23 protein-coding genes are annotated in these 20,198 nt (G+C 35.2%); 18 read left to right on the forward strand and 5 right to left on the reverse strand.

Annotated features, from left to right (window positions below; all coding sequences use genetic code 11):
• Positions 1-217, forward strand: a 217-nt coding sequence (locus ACXYMZ_RS07830; RefSeq protein WP_458947836.1) for a hypothetical protein, incomplete at its 5' end; no start/stop codon positions are given.
• Between the two features lie 133 nt (positions 218-350).
• Positions 351-731 (forward strand): hypothetical protein, encoded by a 381-nt coding sequence (locus ACXYMZ_RS07835; RefSeq protein WP_458947837.1) that lies wholly within the window; start codon positions 351-353, stop codon positions 729-731.
• A 222-nt stretch (positions 732-953) separates the two neighbouring features.
• On the opposite strand, the gene rnhA is transcribed toward ACXYMZ_RS07835, so the two are convergent.
• Positions 954-1,589 carry a ribonuclease H gene (gene rnhA, locus ACXYMZ_RS07840; protein ID WP_458947838.1) on the reverse strand — a complete coding sequence of 212 codons (636 nt, stop codon included), beginning with the start codon at positions 1,587-1,589 and terminating at the stop codon, positions 954-956.
• A 453-nt stretch (positions 1,590-2,042) separates the two neighbouring features.
• Between rnhA and aceB the strand changes: the two genes are divergently transcribed.
• Both aceB and aceA read left to right on the forward strand, forming a co-directional pair.
• Complete coding sequence (gene aceB / locus ACXYMZ_RS07845; protein WP_458947839.1) at positions 2,043-3,644, forward strand: malate synthase A; 1,602 nt, start codon at positions 2,043-2,045, stop codon at positions 3,642-3,644.
• Complete coding sequence (gene aceA, locus ACXYMZ_RS07850; protein WP_458947840.1) at positions 3,644-4,921, forward strand: isocitrate lyase; 1,278 nt, start codon at positions 3,644-3,646, stop codon at positions 4,919-4,921. The genes aceB and aceA overlap by 1 nt, the downstream gene beginning before the upstream one ends.
• 68 nt (positions 4,922-4,989) lie before the next feature.
• Here the strand turns inward: aceA and ACXYMZ_RS07855 are convergent, their stop codons facing one another.
• On the reverse strand, positions 4,990-6,144 hold the full coding sequence (locus ACXYMZ_RS07855) for a DUF6612 family protein (RefSeq protein ID WP_458947841.1): 1,155 nt from the start codon (positions 6,142-6,144) through the stop codon (positions 4,990-4,992).
• A gap of 306 nt (positions 6,145-6,450) precedes the next feature.
• Here ACXYMZ_RS07855 and ACXYMZ_RS07860 point away from each other — a divergent pair, with 306 nt between their 5' ends.
• Entirely contained in the window at positions 6,451-7,689 is a 1,239-nt protein-coding gene (locus tag ACXYMZ_RS07860) for an allantoate amidohydrolase (protein ID WP_458947842.1), read from the forward strand.
• A 56-nt stretch (positions 7,690-7,745) separates the two neighbouring features.
• On the opposite strand, the gene ACXYMZ_RS07865 is transcribed toward ACXYMZ_RS07860, so the two are convergent.
• Complete coding sequence (locus ACXYMZ_RS07865) at positions 7,746-8,243, reverse strand: hypothetical protein (protein WP_458947843.1); 498 nt, start codon at positions 8,241-8,243, stop codon at positions 7,746-7,748.
• Positions 8,244-8,333: 90 nt separating this feature from the next.
• Here ACXYMZ_RS07865 and ACXYMZ_RS07870 point away from each other — a divergent pair, with 90 nt between their 5' ends.
• The 4 genes from ACXYMZ_RS07870 to ACXYMZ_RS07885 all read left to right on the forward strand — a co-directional run bounded on the left by ACXYMZ_RS07870 (position 8,334) and on the right by ACXYMZ_RS07885 (position 10,353).
• Complete coding sequence (locus tag ACXYMZ_RS07870; protein ID WP_458947844.1) at positions 8,334-8,906, forward strand: vWA domain-containing protein; 573 nt, start codon at positions 8,334-8,336, stop codon at positions 8,904-8,906.
• Between the two features lie 99 nt (positions 8,907-9,005).
• Positions 9,006-9,212, forward strand: a complete 207-nt coding sequence (locus ACXYMZ_RS07875; RefSeq protein WP_458947845.1) for a hypothetical protein — start codon at positions 9,006-9,008, stop codon at positions 9,210-9,212.
• Between the two features lie 196 nt (positions 9,213-9,408).
• Entirely contained in the window at positions 9,409-9,489 is an 81-nt protein-coding gene (locus ACXYMZ_RS07880) for a putative holin-like toxin (RefSeq protein ID WP_458948170.1), read from the forward strand.
• A gap of 447 nt (positions 9,490-9,936) precedes the next feature.
• Positions 9,937-10,353: a hypothetical protein gene (locus tag ACXYMZ_RS07885; RefSeq protein WP_458947846.1), complete on the forward strand. Its 417-nt coding sequence runs from the start codon at positions 9,937-9,939 to the stop codon at positions 10,351-10,353.
• A 55-nt stretch (positions 10,354-10,408) separates the two neighbouring features.
• Here ACXYMZ_RS07885 and ACXYMZ_RS07890 read toward each other — a convergent pair whose 3' ends face one another.
• The gene (locus tag ACXYMZ_RS07890) at positions 10,409-12,088 is read right to left on the reverse strand and encodes a DUF2207 domain-containing protein (RefSeq protein WP_458947847.1); all 1,680 of its coding nucleotides are present in this window, start codon (positions 12,086-12,088) and stop codon (positions 10,409-10,411) included.
• A gap of 192 nt (positions 12,089-12,280) precedes the next feature.
• Here ACXYMZ_RS07890 and spxA point away from each other — a divergent pair, with 192 nt between their 5' ends.
• From spxA to ACXYMZ_RS07920, 6 genes are all read left to right on the forward strand, one after another.
• Complete coding sequence (spxA, locus tag ACXYMZ_RS07895) at positions 12,281-12,676, forward strand: transcriptional regulator SpxA (protein WP_458947848.1); 396 nt, start codon at positions 12,281-12,283, stop codon at positions 12,674-12,676.
• 314 nt (positions 12,677-12,990) lie between these two features.
• Positions 12,991-13,572 carry an RNA polymerase sigma factor gene (locus tag ACXYMZ_RS07900; protein WP_458947849.1) on the forward strand — a complete coding sequence of 194 codons (582 nt, stop codon included), beginning with the start codon at positions 12,991-12,993 and terminating at the stop codon, positions 13,570-13,572.
• Positions 13,535-13,846, forward strand: coding sequence for a hypothetical protein (locus ACXYMZ_RS07905; protein WP_458947850.1), 312 nt, complete (start codon positions 13,535-13,537; stop codon positions 13,844-13,846). The genes ACXYMZ_RS07900 and ACXYMZ_RS07905 overlap by 38 nt, the downstream gene beginning before the upstream one ends.
• The gene (locus tag ACXYMZ_RS07910) at positions 13,836-15,677 is read left to right on the forward strand and encodes a hypothetical protein (RefSeq protein ID WP_458947851.1); all 1,842 of its coding nucleotides are present in this window, start codon (positions 13,836-13,838) and stop codon (positions 15,675-15,677) included. The genes ACXYMZ_RS07905 and ACXYMZ_RS07910 overlap by 11 nt, the downstream gene beginning before the upstream one ends.
• Before the next feature lie 80 nt (positions 15,678-15,757).
• Complete coding sequence (locus ACXYMZ_RS07915; protein ID WP_458947852.1) at positions 15,758-16,021, forward strand: hypothetical protein; 264 nt, start codon at positions 15,758-15,760, stop codon at positions 16,019-16,021.
• 33 nt (positions 16,022-16,054) lie between these two features.
• On the forward strand, positions 16,055-16,600 hold the full coding sequence (locus tag ACXYMZ_RS07920) for a hypothetical protein (RefSeq protein WP_458947853.1): 546 nt from the start codon (positions 16,055-16,057) through the stop codon (positions 16,598-16,600).
• Positions 16,601-16,658: 58 nt separating this feature from the next.
• Here ACXYMZ_RS07920 and trhA read toward each other — a convergent pair whose 3' ends face one another.
• Complete coding sequence (trhA, locus tag ACXYMZ_RS07925) at positions 16,659-17,306, reverse strand: PAQR family membrane homeostasis protein TrhA (protein WP_458947854.1); 648 nt, start codon at positions 17,304-17,306, stop codon at positions 16,659-16,661.
• Between the two features lie 113 nt (positions 17,307-17,419).
• Between trhA and ACXYMZ_RS07930 the strand changes: the two genes are divergently transcribed.
• The 3 genes from ACXYMZ_RS07930 to ACXYMZ_RS07940 are packed head-to-tail and all read left to right on the forward strand — an operon-like array spanning position 17,420 to position 20,131.
• Positions 17,420-18,004, forward strand: coding sequence for a DUF1836 domain-containing protein (locus ACXYMZ_RS07930; protein WP_458947855.1), 585 nt, complete (start codon positions 17,420-17,422; stop codon positions 18,002-18,004).
• A gap of 50 nt (positions 18,005-18,054) precedes the next feature.
• A complete protein-coding gene (locus ACXYMZ_RS07935) occupies positions 18,055-19,113 on the forward strand; it encodes a M42 family metallopeptidase (RefSeq protein ID WP_458947856.1) in 1,059 nt (352 codons plus the stop codon).
• A gap of 28 nt (positions 19,114-19,141) precedes the next feature.
• Positions 19,142-20,131, forward strand: a complete 990-nt coding sequence (locus ACXYMZ_RS07940; protein ID WP_458947857.1) for an LLM class flavin-dependent oxidoreductase — start codon at positions 19,142-19,144, stop codon at positions 20,129-20,131.
• Positions 20,132-20,198: the final 67 nt, after the last annotated feature.

Here is a 20,198-nt window from a genome sequence, read left to right on the forward strand (position 1 = left end):
ATGGACAAACTTTTTTCAATCCCTGGAAGATAACACACTGGAATCAATTGAATACGGAATGGAACCAATACAAGACGAATGTTTATCGAAAAAAACAGTAAGTATTCTTCAACAAACGGGTGCAATAGTGGAAGAAAGTGATCCAAATAGGGTCGCTTTTTTTATAATAAATAGATTTGGGTATTATTATTGGAATATTATGTTAGTATTTAGATAGAAGTTTTTAAACGAACTGGACAGGATAGTTTAAAACGTATAGTCTTTTTTCACCTTAAATATACATAATAATGGAATTACAATGAAACCTATATTCAGCGGTTCCGTATATAATAAAATGGGGGTGATGTACTATGGTTAGAAAGATAATATTGCTAGGGATGTTTTTGTTATTACTTTCAGCTTGTAATTCCAATACCTTCACTTTTAATGGAGAAACAACTAATTGGTCTGCTTCATTAAAAGTTACTCAACACAGTAACGACTACGAAGATAAAAAACTTGAATTGGAATATAAAGGTGATGAAGTTAGTGCAGTTGGAGATATAACTTTTGATGTTGATACGAACGCTGGCGGATTTGGCCGTAGCGGGGCTTCTTTAAATGAAAAAGGTGTACTCATTATTGAGAATCAGTCAAACCCAACGAATGCCAAAGTAAGTGAAAGTTCCGTGGTAGAAGTAATAGTAGAGTGGAATGACAATACTGAAACGCTTATTTTAACTAACGATTAGATATTAAAAGATTGGGTGCGTTAGTTGAAGGAGTAATTATAAAAAAGAAAGCTTAGAGAATTTAATTCTCTAAGCTTTGTGATGGAATTTATACTGTGAAGTTAATTGTGAGAATCGTGCGAATTACCTTTTGAATGTTGATGCGATTTATGATTTTGCAACTCACATGTATCTTTGTTAACTACATATAGAGAGAGGTGCTCTTTTTGTAAACAATTTTATTTATTTTCTACCATAATCCGCCTTAATTTCTCCCCAACGTTTCGTATCCCATTTCAAGATCTTATTTTCATAAGTATTATTTTGCAGCCAATAAAGCGCGCGGTCAATCAAATTCCAGATTTCTTCTGTTGATTCGTCTCTTTTCAAAGTTGTGGAAACCTTCTTTTCTCTTATCCATTTCATTGCATTACGTGAATCTGTGTAGATTGTTTTATTGCTGCCTTGCTGTTTTAAGTGAGCAAGAGCATGAACAATCGCAAGGAATTCTCCTAAATTGTTTGTTCCTCTTTTGATAGGACCGTGTGAAAAAATTACTTGTCCTGTTTTTGTATCGACACCTTGGTATTCAACTGGCCCAGGGTTTCCTCGTGTCCCAACATCGACAGAAATACTGTTATAGTCTATTTCTCCACTGTCAATATTATCAAGATTTTTCACTTGCTTTGCAGATGTTTTCCCCTGACCCCAATGAACTTTCCATCCTTCTTCATATGCTTTTGTCGCTTGCTCCAGGGATGGGTATGCTTTAAATTTTGCTTGATCGAATTTATTTACTTGTTCTTGGCACTTTGCCCAACTATCATATACGCCAGGTTTCCTACCAACCCATACGACGTAGTATTTCTTTTTCGCCATCGAATTGCTCCTCATTCAATAATATTTCATTAATTATAACATGTAACTTACAATTTTAGGCTTGTCATATAACAGAATAACAATCTTTTCTGAAAAAATTATAAAAAGTTTTATGGAAGTAAACCCTTATATACCAAGGGATAGACAAACTACCAATAAACAATATTCAAATAATTTATAAAAAAGAGTTGATTTTTCAAAAGACTTAACATACACTGTTATACAACAAGTAAGATTAATCAAAATACTGTTATATAAAAGGAGGAAGCGAAATGATGAAACAGGAGAAAGTATCTTGTCCAGAGTGTGGAAAAGAAGTAGATTCAAAAAGCTTTTCAATGGTATGTGATTATTGCTTATCGAAACGTGGGGAGTAAATTTTTTTGGGCGTAGTGTTATATAACAAATGGTTATTTTTGTGTATATCATATAACAGATGGGGAGCGTAATTGAATGGTAATAAATCAAGCTACTGTGAAAGTAAACCATGAACAAAAGTATGCAGAAATCCTAACGCCCGAGGCATTAGGATTTCTGGAAAAACTACATCTCAACTTTAATGACCAACGAAAAGCACTACTGGAGAAAAGAAAAGAATTACAAGAAGAAATTAATAATGGAAAAGAGCTTCAATTTCTAGAAGAAACCAAGCATATCAGAGAAGGTGACTGGGTAATCGATCAGCTACCAAGAGACCTGCAGGATAGAAGAGTAGAAATTACTGGTCCAGTAGATAGAAAAATGATTATTAATGCATTGAATTGTGGGGCTAAAGCTTTCATGGCAGATTTCGAAGACGCGACATCACCAACTTGGACGAATGTGATGGATGGGCAAGTGAATCTGAGAGATGCTATTCGAAGAGAAATTGATTTTACTGCTGATAATGGTAAGTCTTATTCTTTAAATGAAGAAACTGCTGTACTCATTGTTCGTGCCCGGGGCTGGCATTTGGAAGAAAGACATTTAACCGTAAATGGTGAACCAATGTCTGGTAGTTTAGTAGATTTCGGATTATATTTTTTCCATAATGCAAAAGAGTTGTTAGCAAGAGGATCTGGTCCTTACTTTTATTTACCAAAAGTGGAGAGCCATTTAGAAGCGCGTCTCTGGAATGATGTATTTGTTTTTGCGCAAAATGAATTAGGTATTCCACAAGGAACAATAAAAGCAACGGTACTTATTGAAACAATTACAGCAGCATTTGAGATGGATGAAATTTTATATGAAATTCGTGAGCATGCAGCAGGTTTAAATTGTGGACGCTGGGATTACATTTTCAGCTATATTAAGAAATTCCATAAGAATCCAGATCGAATCTTACCTGACCGTGCCGCAGTTACAATGGAAGTTCCATTTATGCGCGCGTATACACAGTTAGCGGTAAAGACTTGTCATAGAAGAAATGCATTTGCGATGGGTGGAATGGCAGCACAAATTCCTGTAAAAAATGATGACGCCGCAAATGAAATTGCGTTTGAAAAAGTTCGCAAAGACAAAGAACGTGAAGCAAGAGATGGGCATGATGGAACATGGGTAGCACATCCAGGAATGGTAGAGCTCGTAAAAGATATTTTTAATAAAATCATGCCTACTTCAAATCAATTAGATAAAAAACGAGAAGATGTTGAGGTCACTGCTGAAGAATTAGTAGAGCTTCCAGAAGGGGAAATTACGGAAGAAGGACTGCGAACGAATATTAGTGTGGGCATCCAATATACTGCAGCTTTACTTTCAGGAAGAGGAGCTGTACCAATTAATAACTTGATGGAAGATGCCGCAACAGCTGAAATTTCTAGAGCGCAAATCTGGCAATGGATTCGTTATCCAAAAGGTGTGCTTTCAGATGGTAGAGATATAACGATGGAATTAGTAGAACAAACACTAGAAGAAGAATTAAGAAAAATAGAAAACATGGTTGGGAAAGAGTTTTATCAGCAAGGCAATTATGAACAAGCTGCAGAAATCTTTGATGATTTAATTAAGCAAGAGACATTTGAGGAGTTTTTAACTTTACCAGTATACGAAAAATTAATCCAAGGGGGAAATCAATAATGACAAACGAACGTGTACAAAAATTACAAAAAAGCTGGGAAAATGATTTACGATGGGTAGGAATTGAGCGACCATATTCTGCTGAAGATGTTATTAGATTAAGAGGTTCAATAGATTTAGAATACACGCTTGCTAGTCGCGGTTCTGAAAAGTTATGGGAATTAATTAATACAGAGGACTATGTGAACGCTCTTGGTGCATTAACTGGTAATCAAGCTGTTCAACAAGTAAAAGCAGGGTTAAAAGCAATTTATTTAAGTGGCTGGCAAGTTGCTGCTGATGCAAACATGGCTGGAGAAATGTATCCTGATCAAAGTTTATACCCAGTTAATAGTGTACCAAATGTTGTGAAACGTATTAATCAAGCATTACAGCGTGCAGACCAAATACATTATTCTGAAGGCGATACAGCTATTGATTGGTTTGCTCCAATTGTAGCAGATGCAGAAGCAGGTTTTGGAGGACACTTAAATGTATTTGAATTAATGAAGTCGATGATTGAAGCTGGGGCATCTGGTGTACACTTCGAGGACCAATTAGCATCAGAGAAAAAATGTGGTCACTTAGGTGGGAAAGTATTACTTCCAACACAGACGGCAGTAAAAAACTTAGTTGCAGCTCGATTTGCAGCTGATGTCATGGGAACGCCTACAATTTTAATTGCCCGAACAGATGCAAACGCAGCAGATATGGTAACAAGTGATGTTGATCCAGAAGATGCATCATTCCTTACTGGAGAGCGTACTGCTGAAGGGTTTTATAAAACAAATGCTGGGATTGATCAAGCAATCGCAAGAGGTCTTGCATATGCGCCATATGCAGATTTAGTATGGTGTGAAACTGCGGAGCCGGACCTTGAGGAAGCAAGGCGTTTTGCTGAAGCGATTCATGAGAAGTATCCAAATAAACTGTTAGCATATAACTGTTCACCTTCATTCAATTGGAAGCGAAAATTATCAGACGCGGAAATAGCAAACTACCAAATTGAACTAGGTAAATTAGGTTATAAATTCCAGTTCGTTACACTTGCTGGATTCCATTCACTAAATCACAGTATGTTCGAACTTGCTAGAGGCTATAAAAATGAAGGAATGGCTGCATATTCTAGGTTACAACAAGCAGAGTTTGCAAGTGAGGAGAATGGCTATACTGCTACTCGTCACCAACGTGAAGTAGGGACAGGTTATTTTGATGAAGTTGCACAAGTCATTTCAGGTGGTACTTCTTCAACGACTGCATTAGCTGGTTCAACAGAAGCAGAACAATTTACAAATTAATAAATGAAAAATAACCAGTCAAGGAAATAGGTAACATATTCCTTGCCTGGTTATTATTTTAATAGTAATTATTCAATTCCATTAGCAATATCTAGTAAAATATCTTTTGACATTTCAGGTCCGTCAACAGTTAAATCAATAAATAAATCACCATGCATCCAAGTCATGTACATGAAGTTTCCTTCAGAAAATTGAAGAATACCTGTCTCTCCATTGATATCAATTTCTTCAGTAGTTTCTTCCATATAAATTTCACCATATGCTTCTTTTGAAGGATACACATCTACTGTGAAATAATTATAAAAGTCTTTTTCATAGCTTATAAAAACAGCACCACTATATTCATCATAATACGTATCTACAAGCTCATATCCTTCTGGAACATGAGTTATTGTTGGAATTGTGAAATCAATAATTTCGTTTATTTCATCAAGTGTCAAATCTTCTTCTTCATAATCATAATCATCTTCCCAATAATCATCAGCTACTACGTTTTCAAGTACTTCAGCAGGAACTTCAATTGGTTCGACTTCATCTATATTTGAAATACTAACTTCAGAGCTAATGGTGAACGCTTCTCCGTCCATCTCGATATCTGCAAGTACAGTTTGGGTTGTAAGAATCATCGTTTTCTTGTCGATCCACATTTTTGTTTCAAAATTGTTTACTGAAAAGTCCAGCTCTTCATCAAATAATATTTCACCACCGTTACCACCCATGGATGAGTCTAAATAAGGATCAACAAGTTTTTTAAATGTTTCCCCGTCGCCAGTTAGTGACAGTACATACATACCATCTTCCTCAGTCATCTCAAATTGATCTTCAAATGCCTGTAATTTTTCTAACTCTTCTTTATTTAGTTGGTCAAAGCTACCTAATTGCAGTTCTTCTTCGGACATTTCAAACCACTCATCGAACATCGACATATACCCTACACCATCCGCATAATATGTCTCTGTTTCCATTGCCATTCCAGGCATGTTCATTGTCATTTTAATATACATCGTATCGGGATTATGGGTAATGTCACTAACGCCTTCTATTGACATATCCATTCCAAGCATACTTGTATCCATTTTTATATCTGCTGAGTAACTTTCGATTGTTTCCACTTTTTCAATGGTTTGACTTAAAACTTCTTCTTTACTTAGGTCTTCATTAGCTCCACATGCAGCTAAGAAAATTAATACTAAGCCTATTAATAGATAAACAGTTTTTCTCATATTCCTTTTCTCCCTTTGTGATAATAAGTATTCTCTTGTAGCGCCTTTAAATTTACTTCACTATCCCCTCTCAAGTTAGCAGTTAGTCCAGCCAGATCACCTTTTTATAGAGGGGTTTGGGAGGACGATTTCTACTAAAATATAAAGATATTATACAACAAAAAAAGTATGAAGTGCCATTTAGTTAAAAATATTTTTCTATTCCTTATAATAACGTGACTTTCACTCATCAAAACTGGTGTAACATGAAAATATATTGTAAATTAGAACTATATATAACAATCGAAATTTATGGAGATGGCAGAGATGAATTTAGAACGATGGATGGATACATTTAATAAAATGAATGAGATTGGCGATACGGGTAACGGCATTGAACGACTTGCTTATACATATGAAGAATACATGGCAAAACAATTTCTAGTGAGAGAAGGAACGATAGCAGGTCTCGAAACTGAAATTGACCAAGCAGGTAATGTGATTATTCGTTTGCCTGGTACGGATGACCATTTACCACCAGTACTTATCGGTTCGCATGTAGACACTGTTTATCAAGGAGGACGTTACGATGGTTTACTTGGTGTCGTTGCTGGGTTTGAAATTATTCGTTCGATAAAAGAATCCGGTATACTGACGATGCATCCAATCGAATTAATTGGATTTACGAGCGAGGAGTCCTCAAGATTTAACATTGCAACTTTAGGAAGTAAATTAATGACAGGTAAAATGGACATGGATACCCTTGAAAATCTAGAGGACAAAGACGGGATTTCATTAAGGGAAGCTGTCGTTGAACAAGGTTTAGATTTGGATCAATTCCTCCATGCAGATCGAAGCAAGATGCCTGTAAAAGCATTTTATGAACTCCATGTGGAGCAAGGACCAAAGCTCATTGAAGCACAGAAGAAAATTGGTATCGTTACTGGAATTGCAGCACCACTCCGTTTAGCTATTAATATAGAAGGGAAAAGTTCACACTCAGGAACGACTGGAATGTTAAATCGAAAAGATGCGTTACTAGCTGCAGCAGAAATAGTTTTAGCGGTGGAAGAAGCAGGTGTCTCAGAAGATAAACATGAAACAGTCGCGACGGTTGGCGTTCTTGATATCACACCAGGTGCAATGAATGTGGTACCAGGATATGCAAAGTTAAAGGTGGATATCCGAAGTACAGATGTTGATTCTAGAGAGCGGGTTTATAAGCAAATTATTAAAAGGGTAAAGGAAGTAGAAATAAAAAGAAAGATGCCCATATCTATAGAAGTCATCCAAAAAGACGCGCCTATTATGATGAATCAAGATTTGGCAAAAGCATTTTCCGTTACTTGTGAGGAGGCTGGAGTACCTTTTATGTTTATGTCGAGTGGAGCAGGACATGATGCCATGAACACAGCAAGCTGTTGGCCAACAGCTCTAATCTTTGTTCCTTCAGTTGAAGGACTTAGCCATCACATTGACGAATTCACCGAAGAAAAGGATATAGAAATTGGTGTTAAGTTATTGAAGGAAGAGGTTTTGAAGCAGGCGGTCGTCGTTGAAAAATAATTATAATAAACCCATCATTGTTTGTATTTTTTCTACAAGCAGTGATGTTTTTTTGTCTATATTTGACCTAATGGTTTCAGCTCGAAACTTTCTAACACTTCATTAATTAATGGGATATCATAGATTTCCTTATCGAGAAAGTATTGGATTATTAAATCATTCGTATCATTTTCTGCCAACGAATAGCCAGCAGCGCTTAACACTTCATCGAATTCTACTCTATTTAATTCTAAGGCAAAGGCGAGAGCAATTATTGTATTCTTCTTTGGCTTATAGTCTGAATTGGAACGGATTTTTGAAAAATGTCTGCGATCAATCCCTGCCTTTTTATAAACCTGACTATCACTCATAGTTTTCTTATCAATATACTTAAAGAGCACAGCATTTAATGGAGGTTTTCTTATAGTTTTTATATAGTTTTCAATTTCTCCATTTGCTTTATCTGTAAATATACTAGATTCGGCTACATTTAAACTTGAGCTATAGTTTAGAGAAACATTTATATGAAATTCCACATATTTCGCAATTTCTTCTAATAACTTTTGATCAACCATAAGACCCCTCCTAAATGTCGCTTCTGAAGCGACCAAATTCTATATTAATTACGTTACCATTATATCAGAAAGACAAAGGGGCTGATGAAGATGAATAAGAAAGTTACAGAAATTATATTTTTACTTGATAAAAGTGGTTCCATGTGGGGGTTAGAAGAAGATACAATAGGCGGGTTTAATGCCTTAATGAAAAAACAAGCGCAATTGGATGGTGCAACTAGAGCAACTGTTGCACTCTTTGATCATGAGTACGAAGTTATTTGGGAAGATGTCTCCGCAAGTGAATTAAATCTAACGTCTAATGAATATTTCATAGGCGGATCAACTGCTTTACTAGATGCAATTGGTAAAACGATTGTTAACTACTCAAACAATAGACTTAGAGAAAAAACTACTCAAGTTATTTTTGTAATTACAACAGACGGCTTAGAAAATGCAAGTTGTGAATTTAGTTATAAAAAAGTAAAAGAATTAATCCGTCAAATGGAAAAAGAATATAACTGGGAATTTATCTTTCTGGGAGCAAATATCGATGCAATCGAAGAAGCAGTGCAGCTTGGTATTAATATAAAAGATGCTTATAATTTTGATGCGACAAGTGATGGGGTTGAAGAAATGTATGGTGTTATACATGAAAGTTTGTTGGAAAAGAGAGAGAATTAAAAGAGGCGGCTGATTTTTATAGAAAAAACCTTCATTTAAATGTTCAAATGCAATCTTCCTTGGACTCTTCATATATAGCTTTCTAGGAGAGAAGAACAGATGAATTTTTTTAGATTTAGATTTTATTTAGAAGTGTTAGCAATTTCAGTCGGGATTGTACTGATCATTGCTATCCTACCAATCCAAATATTTATTCATAGACAAATAAAAGTACTTACTGTTTTTACGGGGAGCATCTTATGGTATACGATTATTTTTCATAACATGACGTTTCAAGAAATAAGAGAAAAGTGGTTTAAGCGATGAGAGCTTAATTATTCAATGAGTTTGAGGGAGTGGTTGAAAATAGTGGGTAGAAATGCTGTAATAGGTATATTTACTTAAAATTATGTTTACAAATAGAAACATGCGTTCGTATATGTTATAATAAAAAATGTGTAATAAAGCTTTTTAAGGGTAGTAGCTCGCTCTCACATCCTATTTTTAGGAGGGGGTGATGCCTATGACAATATTTGAAGCAATGGTTCTCATGCTAAGTTTTGGAGCGCTCATCGTATCGATATTGTCAGAGAAAAAGAAATAACTACCCCTGATTGCTTTGACCGAGCTTTAGGGTAGTTATTTCTTTACTCTATTTGCGAGTCTCGCCCCTTGAAGGGCAATTACACGCCTGACCATTTCATGTACGAGCATGAAGTGGTCTCTTATTAAGGTATGACTTTCTAAATCAATTATACCCTATTTTGAAATGAAATTAAACCTTTGTGTAGCATGGGTATTAATTGGTAATCTAAAGCATTTCAGAATTTAAGTTTGAAAGCAGATTTACTTTAGATTTGATACATGGGGACGGTTCTCGTGTTGCATCTATTTATTTAATGCTTATATTTGGAGTGTTAATTGTTGCGATAATGTCAAAAAAAGAAATGACCACCCTTACAGCCATGACAAGATAAATATATTTGTTCCAGTTTATCCAACATCCAAACGGGTATAGTACACCAAATCTCTACTAGCAGGTGATGATAATATGAAAATCTCAAAACTAGTATTAACAGGTGTACTCGCAGGCACTGTGTTGTCCGCTTCGATGAAATTAATCCGCAAAATTAGTGGGAACCCCTCAGAAATTCTACTATATAATGTTGACTATATTCCATTGTTTAAGAAGTACAAGGATATTCCAGGTGTTGGCGTTGCCTTTCATTTTGGTACATGTATCTCTAGTGCAGTTGGTTTGTATTATATTTTAAAACCACTAGGCTTAGAAAATAATATTTCGCCTTATGTTGGGGTCTATTCGCTAGGTGGGGGAGCTTTATATTTCCTCAGTGCCTTGACAGATGAACCCCCTGAACCTAATGATACTGCTGCATGGATCTATTGGACGGGATCGCATGCTATATTTGGTATTGCTGTAGGCTCGCTAGTGAAAAAATTAAACTAAAAAAAGCACATAAAAGGACGAAGATAAAAGCTCTTCGTCCAAAAATCCAAATCTATTAAAATGCTCCTGATCCTCCGCCACCACCGCCAACTCCTGAACCAGAGCCAGTGAATGATCCACCTGAAGAAGCAGCGACATTTGTAGCACTTCCAAAACTTGAGCTCCCTGTTGTTGAAAGAGTTAAAAGTAAGAGTAAAGTCATCGCAGAATTGTCTTGGTTTTCATAACTCTCGATAAACTGTTTGTTTTTCTCTTTTAACTTTTTATTAGCTAGTCCAGAAGAGAAGAGTAGTGCACGTTCTTTGTCATCACTAGCTAAGGATCTCCAATTGTTTTCTTCTAGTTCCTCAAATTCTTTTTCAAATTGCTTCCAGCGTTTCTTTATTACTTTACCCTCTGGAGTTTTAGGGTTAAATGCAATCGCAAACACTAATAGCGCAACCATAATTCCTAGACTAATAAACAACCACATGAAAAGCTGATAGATTCCAAATATAATCATCAATGGAATAAGCAATAAACTGAGAATTGCAGTCGTCCATCGTAATTTCTTATGGGAATCGTATAAATCATGTGTATGAATTTCCTCTAATAATTCTTTTTGGTAACCATTTACAGCTGTATTAAATGTATGTTGATCCTTTGTTGACTCTGAGAATTTCTTTAATTGTTTAAATGTAAACGTGTTGTCTCTTCCTATTTTATCGAATAATAATTTTAGTAGAGAATTTTCGTGTTTATGCTCTGTCTTCGAATGAACTCTATAATACTTTTCATCTGAACGGGCTTCAATATTGCCTTTTCTAATTAAATCCATCATTCCAATCGTCATTAATTCGCCGTAACCAACTAAATATTTTCTATAGTAATAAATCGTCGCAGGCATGCTCATGATTTCTTTTGGTACGATTGAAGATGAATGGTAAATTCGTTCTGCTTCGTGATCTGTCATTTGCTTTTTACGCCAAGCAAAGAACAATAGTCCCAAGAGGAATACTCCAAAAACACCCACAGCAAATGGAGCAATATTATTAACTGTTCCTTGTCTTTCTTTATAATTTAAATAGTCATCTGCAAGTGTTTGCTGTTTGTTTAAAATATCATGCCGAATGGATTTATCACTTATTGTCGGTACTGCAGGGAAAAGCGAGTTTTCAAAAGCGACTCGTATATTACCATCTGTCCCGCTTCTTACATATCCCATTGAAAAAATAACCGTACCATCATCTAGAATGGTTTCTGTATTATATGCTTCATTATCTCCATAAGCTAAAACATCAAATGCTTGATTCGGTGGATGGACAGAAATTGTCATCTCTTCATAATCAGATTCATTGCTCGAGTCGAAGAAAGGCCAATGAAATTGAGCCATATCTGCAAAGACTTCTACACCATTTGTTATTGTATAATTTATCTCAATCAGAATTGTTTCACTGTCACCAGCACGAAAAATTCGGTATAATTCATCTTCTTGTTCAATTTTAAGTGGTAACCCGTTTTCAACCGCTTGGAAATCCTTTATTGATGTTCCGGATTTGGGAATAATACTTCTCGTAATCCCATTGAATTCTCCATCAAATTCGTAAGTGTGAAATTCGGAAACCTCCACGTCTCCATTCTCTTGGAGGAATGCTTCAATATTCGTTTCGTTTATTGTAAAATCAACAGCAAATGCTGTTATGGGAAAAAGTAAAATTGCCAGTGAAGCGATAAATAGTACTATCCATTTTTTCATACGGTTCTCCTCACTTTCGTATTATTAAATACGAGATAAAGCAGGTAAAGGTTTCAAAAACACCTAATTAGCAAGATTATATGAAAACCCTAACCTAATTTGACATTCAGCGTTAAGTACGTTATAATATACTTAATTAAACATAAATTAATTCACGTAAATTATTTTCAAAATATATGTTGAGGTGATCGGATGGTTACACTTTATGTTACTCCAAGTTGTACTTCATGTAGGAAAGCAAAGAAATGGTTCGAAGAGAATGAGATTTCGTTTAAAGAACGTAATATTATGGCAGAACCATTAACTCGTGAAGAAATAAAAGAAATTTTAAGATTAACTGATAATGGAACGGAAGAAATTATTTCTACACGATCAAAAGTTTATAACCAACTAAATATTGATTTAGAAAAATTATCATTACAAGATTTACTGGCACTAATTGAAGAGCATCCTGGGATTCTAAAACGCCCAATCATGCTTGATGACAAACGACTTCAAGTAGGATATAACGAAGACGAAATTCGTAGTTTCCTCCCACGCTCAGTTCGTACATTCAATTTAAATGAAATGCAAAAAATGATAAACTAATTGTTAGAAGCGCTATTTTTCAAGCTAATTGCTTGAGGGGTAGCGCTTTTTTATTTGCTTGAATTTGTAGTTCGTATTTAAAGTGACGAGCAATAAAAGAAGTGTTCGTTTGGTTGAAATCCCGATATATTGCTCCAAATCCTGATATGGACACAATATTTCCTGATACCGACACGACTTATCCTGATATCGTCACATATTATGCTGATATCCTCCCACTCGGCAATCACACCACAATGCTGTAATATAAAATTTATAATGATGCAACCTTTTCCAAGTAGCTTGCATCTTAGTATTGATGGGGAGGGGCAGGGATGAATCTCGTTGACAGGTTAAAGAATAAAGAAGAAGCTGCGATCGTGGAACTCATGAACCAATATGGAGATTACTTGCTCCGCATGGCCTTTTTACTTTTGAAAGATCACCAAACAGCTGAGGAAGTTGTTCAAGATACATTTTTAATTGCATATGAAAAGATTGCCCAATTAGAAAATGAAGCTGTACTAAAAAGTTGGCTTACTACGATTACAATCAACCAATCAAGACAGCGTATGCGTAAGTGGAGTTGGAAAAATATTTTTCTACAAAAAGATGATAAGGAACAAATCTTTGAAGATGAGAATGTAGAAGGTCCTGAAGATAGCCTTTTAGAAATTGAATTTGGAGAAGGGCTAGCGACAGCAATACATACACTAGATTATAAATACCGAGAAGTGATTACATTATTTTACTTTAACGAACTTAAGATTTCTGAGATAGCTAATCTTATAGAAGTAAAAGAAAATACAATAAAATCACGCCTTAAGCGTGGGAGAGAATTATTAAAAGCGATTTTGTTAGAGAAGGAGGAACTAACTCATGAAGGAGAAACAACAAATAAGAGAACAATTGGTTAATGAATTGAAAGACATTCGTTTTACAAAAAAAGCTGAAGTATTAAAACAAATAGAAGATCGCTCATGGAAGACAAAATTTCATCGATTATGGAACAAAGAAATATCTATTCCTTTATTGCCAGTTAGTTCTGTTTTTGCTGTCTTTCTCTTTGCTTATGGTGTCTTCCAAATCAGTGAAATGAATCCAAACTATGAGATTAAAGAAACGATAGTTATCGGGGGAAATATGTATGTTAAGGAAGATGTAGAGAGGAGATTAGCGGATGAAGACTAAGATAACAATGAAAGTAAAACATTTTGTTACTATCTTGTTTAGTGTATTCGTCGTACTGCCTCTAGTGGGAATGTTTCTATTTCCTCAGATTGAACTCGTCATTGCAAAACATACAATTGAAAATGAAAAGGTTGGTGGTAAGGAAAAAGTTCTAGATGTACTTGAAAGTAGAATTTTACCCCACCAAAAATATAGCCTGATTTCTCAACATATATTGGGTTATCAAGGATACGAAGATTATGATGTTTATGTAGGCCCTACCATGAGTTCGATTAGTCATGCAGAAGAAACCACAACATTTACTTGGGAAGAAAAATTGAAATATGTGGAAGCGTATTTAGAAGATGGACCAATTGATTACGGGCTGCATGCGGCAGCAGTGAAATTAGCAAATTATGCAGCTAGTCAAGGTGATATAGAATGGGCAGAATCTATTTATAAGCATGCATTAGAACGGTCGGAAAATAAAAGCATAGATCATATTTATCATGACATCTCCCTCTCTTACGCAAAACTACTTTTCAGAGAAAACGAGCTCGATAAAGCAGAAGCTCATTTAATAGATATGATGCAAACGACACCTGAAGCTCACTCTTATATTTTCGGTGAAGCAGCGGAATATTATTTCCAAACTATTTTACGTAAAGGAAATCAAGAAGAAGCAGCTGCAACTATTAATCAGTTGATGGATGACTTTGCAAAGAACTGGCGGGATCCATATGAAAATAAATCTGTTGAACACTCCGAAGTCTATAGAAAATTGGTTTTTCTCGAAAAAAGACTGCATAATACGAATAAATGGAGCGAAGAAAAGATAGTTACGGTTTCAGGACATTTAAAGCGAGCCGATGGGACCCCACTTGCGAGAGCGGGTGTTTATTTACGAAATGAAAGTCTCGTTCATACGTCAATCACATATGAAGACCGGCAAGTACAAGTGACTACAGATGAAAATGGTTATTATGAAATGAAAGGTGTTACTCCAGGAAAATATCAAATGTTTGCTGGCTTTACCATCGACCATATCGATGGACACACTTGGCCAGTTTCGATGGATGATTGGATTATTGTTGATGGCTCGGAAAATATATCGTATGACATCACCTTGGCGCCGCTAATGGACGTTTATTCACCAGTAAATGATACAGTGATTACTGATGATGAGATAACATTTGCTTGGGAAGAAGTCCCTGAAGCAGCTTATTATCTATTAGGATTAAATGTAGAATATAAGGGAGGGTCTTCGGGAATAATACTTGATATTAAATTTTCAGAAACTGAAGTAACAATACCAATTGATAAACTTTATCATCACAGTCCCCATGTACTTATAAGTAAGGAAAGCATGGAATGGGAATACTTCGATCCAGCAATCTATCTGGGATTTGCTAATCCAGATGGAAGATTTTCTTGGAATATTTCAGCATATAATCAAGACGGAGAGTTATTAACACGTAGTAATGGCTATCGTCTCAATGAGTCGAATATCGGCAATGTTCCAGTGTTGTATTTAAAAGAAAGAGAACTGACTAGCGCAGATCGTCTCTTAGTAGATGGAAAGATTGAAGAAGCATTAGAAGCTTACCGAAAGAATGTGGAAGCAAACTCTAAGGACGCACATAGCTTACGTATGATTTCTACATTAATTGGCATTGAAGGTGATGGCAAAGGTAGAACATTTGATAAAATGCGACTGCCTTATCTTGAAAAACTTGCAATTCTAACTGAGTATGATTCTTATTTTGAAAGTGTTTTATATATTTATGAGGAGCAAGGAAACCAAGAAGCTTATGATAGATGGAAAGCTCTTTATGAAGAAATAACTAACTAAGTAGATTTGAGTTCTACATTGGTTATGGTAGTATAAAATAACATTCGAGTAAAAATTTTCTTGAAGTTTAGGGGTGAAACATGACGGAGGAGAAAATAAATCAATTGATTTACCTTGCATTGGTGCTAGCAGCAATAGGGTTGATATTTATCTTTTTTAGTTATGGATTTGGGAGAACTATTGCAGATAGTTGGTTTGCCACTTCTGATTATGCACTATTTGATTATGAAGCTAAAGCCAATGCCTACACCAACAATTTTTTAGTATCAGGTGGAATCCTTTTTGGAGTAGGTCTCACAACTACTGTATTCGCATATTATAAAAAGCTTAGTATAAGTGAGTAAAACTTTCACTTATTTATTGGAGGTATTCGTTCCATGTCAACGAAGTTTTCCCTGAAGAAAGGGAACGCCACATTTATCGGCATATTGGCAGTAATTATTCTAGTTCTATCAATCTTGTACATTACTGAACGTAATAAACATGCTTATGCAAACGAAAACTTAGAGAAGACAAATATGCTTGTCTATGATTTGGAAGTGAAAAGTCCATTAGTAGTAATTTCATATTTTCTAGGGCAGCAACCAGTCGAAGCTATAAACTGGTCTGATCAGAGTTTAATGAATGATTTAGAAGTTATGTTTAGAGATTTGGATTATAGATTAATGAATATAGAAACATCTGAATCTGAGGTTTTTCCTGAGTCAATTCTTCAACAGGTTGACCAGATGCACGAACATATTCAACCATTGTTTGAAAATCTAAGCAGAGAAGAACCATTAACTGAAGCAACGAAAATCGAGATCGTGAATTTATCCCAATCAATATTTAATTGTGAGATAAGTGAACATACAAGTAGTTGGGAGCAGGTCGAGACAAATTTAGTTTGTTTAAACGATACGCTACGTGAACTAGATAATTAACTAAAAAAAGGTAGAAAACCAATTAGGATTTCTACCTTTTTTATTTTTTAATATATCTTCAAAGTACATACCAATAAATACAAATAAAATGAAAAAAGCTTCCAAATAAAATAAAAACATGAAAGATCTCATGGAATCCCCAATTTTTAATATGGAGGAATTTTGGTTTGAATCCGTAGATGACAGCACCGATTGTATATGCTGCACCACCAAGGATTAAGTAAACCATTCCACCAACCCCAAGTGACGGTGCTAATTCCCCAGTAAAGAAAACAACAAGCCAACCCATTGCAATGTAAATAAAAGTTGATAACCAACGTGGTGAATTAAACCAAGTTAATTTGAAAATCACACCAGCAATTGCTAAACCACTAATAACGCCAAATAAAATCCATCCTAGTGTATTACCTAAAGTGATAATACATAGCGGGGTATACGTTCCAGCGATTAAGATAAAAATCATAGAATGGTCAACTCTGCGTAACCATGCAATTACTTTATCTTTTGCTATGACCATATGGTATGTAGCTGATGCTGAATAAAGTAGGATCATACTCGCACCAAAAATGATTACAGACATGATTTCAACTGTCGAGTATCCTTCAGATATAGCTTTCATAATTAGTGCGATTAACCCAATAACTGCAAGCACTGCACCAATTAAATGAGTAATCGTATTTATAGGTTCCCTAATGTATTGATTCAATGAATATCCCCCTCTGCTCTACAATGTAGTTTTAAAAACTACATCATCATGATATAATGATTTTATCCACTGGTCAAGACGGAAGTAGAATTTTGTTTTAAAGGAGAATCAATATGACGAATATAGAAAAATTATTAGCTGAGCTGCATCTGGATATTGAACTTTCCAATCATGAAATCCCAGATATTGATTTATATATGGATCAAGTGATTCAATTATTTGAGAATAAATTTGCTGCAACGAAAAGAAATGAAGATGAGAAAATTTTAACAAAAACGATGATCAATAATTATTCCAAGGGCAAATTATTTTTTCCGATTAAAAACAAAAAGTACTCAAAAGAGCATATTATGTTGATCAATATGATTTATGAAATGAAAACGGTGTTGTCGATTAGCGATATCAAGCATGCTTTAACAAAGCTCAATCTAGAAATAACGGATCATGCATTTGATATTGAAAAACTTTATACAAGCTATCTAGAGCTATCGAAAAATAATGTGCAACGATTTAAAGAAAGTAGCATGGAGCAAGCTCAAGATGTGCAAGAAAAACTAGACCAATTTAATGAAGAAGAAAAAGCTTATTTTGATAAACTTCTTCAAGCGATGTCATTTGTAAACATGAGCAATTATTACCGTAGAGCAGCTGAGAAAATTATTGATCAAATGGAACCGATAGAAACTAAAAAGAGCTAGCAATTTCATCGTATGATAAACTAGTAGATAACAATGAGAGGAGAATTTATTTGTCAGCATATCCAAATACTACAAAAACAAAAGAAATTATTAAAGAACTCGTGCAAATTCCAAGTCCTTCAGGAAATACATCAAAGGTAATTACATACATAGAAGAAAAACTAAATGCATTAAATGTAGAAAACTATCGTAACCGTAAAGGTGGATTAATTGCCACACTACCTGGGAAAAACGATAAAGAACATCGTATGCTTACGGCTCATGTAGATACATTAGGAGCAATGGTAAAAGAAGTGAAAAGTAATGGACGTCTGCGTCTGGATTTAATCGGAGGATTCAACTATAACTCGATTGAAGGAGAATATTGTGAAATAGAAACATCTTCAGGAGATGTTTTCACTGGAACAATTCTCATGCACCAAACTTCTGTCCACGTTTATAAAAATGCTGGTGAAGCCAAGCGTAATCAACAAAATATGGAAGTAAGAATTGATGCAAAGGTAGAAAATGCAGAAGAAGTACGTCAACTTGGCATTGAGGTAGGTGACTTTGTATCATTTGATCCTCGTGTTGAGTTTACGGACAATGGTTTTATTAAGTCGCGTCATTTGGATGACAAAGCGAGTGTAGCCATCTTGATGCAACTCATCAAACGACTAAAAGAAGAAAATATTACATTGCCTTATACCACACATTTCTTAATTTCAAATAATGAAGAAATCGGTTATGGTGGAAACTCAAATATCCCAGCCGAAACTGTTGAATACCTTGCTGTTGATATGGGTGCCATGGGTGATGGTCAGTCAACAGATGAATATACCGTATCGATTTGTGTGAAGGATGCAAGTGGTCCATATCATTATGGACTGCGTAAAAACTTAGTAGAAATTGCTAAAAAGAATAAGATAGGCTACAAATTAGATATTTATCCTTATTACGGATCGGATGCTTCTGCTGCAATTCGTTCTGGACATGATATTGTTCATGGTTTGATTGGGCCTGGTATTGACTCTTCACATGCTTTTGAAAGAACACATGAAGATTCTCTAAAAGAAACCGAGCAACTACTGTATCATTATGTTCAATCAAATCTAGTCGAACTAACCTAATTTTCGATGAAGAAAGAAGGTGGGACAGTTGAAGCTGAGTATATTAGATCAAGTACCAATTTCTAGTGGGAAAACTGCAACAGAAGCTCTTGAAGCAACAATTGAGCTTGCAGTACTAGCAGATAAATTAGGCTATAAAAGATATTGGGTGGCTGAGCATCATGGATTTGATGGGCTTGCTAGTCCTGCGCCAGATATTCTTCTAAGTATTATAGGTTCTAAAACAAAGAAGATTCGCATCGGTTCTGGTGCAACACTTCTACCAAACTATAAGCCATATAATATTGCAGAAAGATATAATATGCTTGCAACTTTGTACCCTGGAAGAGTTGATCTTGGACTAGGCAGAGCACCTGGTGGGTCTGCAGAAGCGTCAATTGCTTTAGTAGATAACTTTTTAGAAGAAGTAAGAAATTACCCACAAAGAATTGATGAACTCTTACATTTCTTAAACCGTAACTTTCCAAGTGACCACATCTTTTCAAAAGTAAAGGCGATGCCAGTGCCAAGAGAGAGACCTGTTCCATGGTTACTAGGAACAAGTGTTAAGAGTGCTGTTCTGGCTTTGGAAAAGGAACTGCCTTATGTTTATGGAGATTTCATGAGTGAAGCTGACGGACCATCAATTGTAAAAGGTTACTTTGATAATTACCAAGGGGAACATCCAGAAGCAATTGTTACAGTTTCGGTTATTTGTGCCGAAACAAAAGAAGAAGCAGAAGAACTCGCTTTGAGTAACCAGGTTTGGCAATTGCAAAGAGATAAAGGTATTGGAGATGGGCGGATTCCTTCCATACAAGAAACGAAAGAGTACGAATTTACTACAGATGATTTAGAGCTTTTTAGAAAAAGTAAGAATCGTCAAATCATCGGAACACCAACAGAAGTTAGACAAGCGCTAGAATCTCTACAAGAGCAATACAATGTAGACGAGTTTATGATTGTCACAATAACACATGATTATGAAGTGAGAAAAAAATCTTATGAACTGTTGGCAAAAGAATTTAAGCTAAAATAGATAAATGGAAAGTCTATTATAATATTAGACTTTCCATGTTTATTTTCCATAGGCTTGTCATATAATT

The organism is Oceanobacillus sp. CAU 1775 (genome assembly GCF_054482815.1).

Excerpts from the sequence above, each read along its gene's own strand:
- ACXYMZ_RS07835 (WP_458947837.1), top strand. The coding sequence starts at position 351 with ATGGTTAGAAAGATAATATTGCTAGGGATGTTTTTGTTATTACTTTCA.
- rnhA (WP_458947838.1), bottom strand. The coding sequence starts at position 1,589 with ATGGCGAAAAAGAAATACTACGTCGTATGGGTTGGTAGGAAACCTGGC.
- aceB (WP_458947839.1), top strand. The coding sequence starts at position 2,043 with ATGGTAATAAATCAAGCTACTGTGAAAGTAAACCATGAACAAAAGTAT.
- aceA (WP_458947840.1), top strand. The coding sequence starts at position 3,644 with ATGACAAACGAACGTGTACAAAAATTACAAAAAAGCTGGGAAAATGAT.
- ACXYMZ_RS07855 (WP_458947841.1), bottom strand. The coding sequence starts at position 6,144 with ATGAGAAAAACTGTTTATCTATTAATAGGCTTAGTATTAATTTTCTTA.
- ACXYMZ_RS07860 (WP_458947842.1), top strand. The coding sequence starts at position 6,451 with ATGAATTTAGAACGATGGATGGATACATTTAATAAAATGAATGAGATT.
- ACXYMZ_RS07865 (WP_458947843.1), bottom strand. The coding sequence starts at position 8,243 with ATGGTTGATCAAAAGTTATTAGAAGAAATTGCGAAATATGTGGAATTT.
- ACXYMZ_RS07870 (WP_458947844.1), top strand. The coding sequence starts at position 8,334 with ATGAATAAGAAAGTTACAGAAATTATATTTTTACTTGATAAAAGTGGT.
- ACXYMZ_RS07875 (WP_458947845.1), top strand. The coding sequence starts at position 9,006 with ATGAATTTTTTTAGATTTAGATTTTATTTAGAAGTGTTAGCAATTTCA.
- ACXYMZ_RS07880 (WP_458948170.1), top strand. The coding sequence starts at position 9,409 with ATGACAATATTTGAAGCAATGGTTCTCATGCTAAGTTTTGGAGCGCTC.
- ACXYMZ_RS07885 (WP_458947846.1), top strand. The coding sequence starts at position 9,937 with ATGAAAATCTCAAAACTAGTATTAACAGGTGTACTCGCAGGCACTGTG.
- ACXYMZ_RS07890 (WP_458947847.1), bottom strand. The coding sequence starts at position 12,088 with ATGAAAAAATGGATAGTACTATTTATCGCTTCACTGGCAATTTTACTT.
- spxA (WP_458947848.1), top strand. The coding sequence starts at position 12,281 with ATGGTTACACTTTATGTTACTCCAAGTTGTACTTCATGTAGGAAAGCA.
- ACXYMZ_RS07900 (WP_458947849.1), top strand. The coding sequence starts at position 12,991 with ATGAATCTCGTTGACAGGTTAAAGAATAAAGAAGAAGCTGCGATCGTG.
- ACXYMZ_RS07905 (WP_458947850.1), top strand. The coding sequence starts at position 13,535 with ATGAAGGAGAAACAACAAATAAGAGAACAATTGGTTAATGAATTGAAA.
- ACXYMZ_RS07910 (WP_458947851.1), top strand. The coding sequence starts at position 13,836 with ATGAAGACTAAGATAACAATGAAAGTAAAACATTTTGTTACTATCTTG.
- ACXYMZ_RS07915 (WP_458947852.1), top strand. The coding sequence starts at position 15,758 with ATGACGGAGGAGAAAATAAATCAATTGATTTACCTTGCATTGGTGCTA.
- ACXYMZ_RS07920 (WP_458947853.1), top strand. The coding sequence starts at position 16,055 with ATGTCAACGAAGTTTTCCCTGAAGAAAGGGAACGCCACATTTATCGGC.
- ACXYMZ_RS07930 (WP_458947855.1), top strand. The coding sequence starts at position 17,420 with ATGACGAATATAGAAAAATTATTAGCTGAGCTGCATCTGGATATTGAA.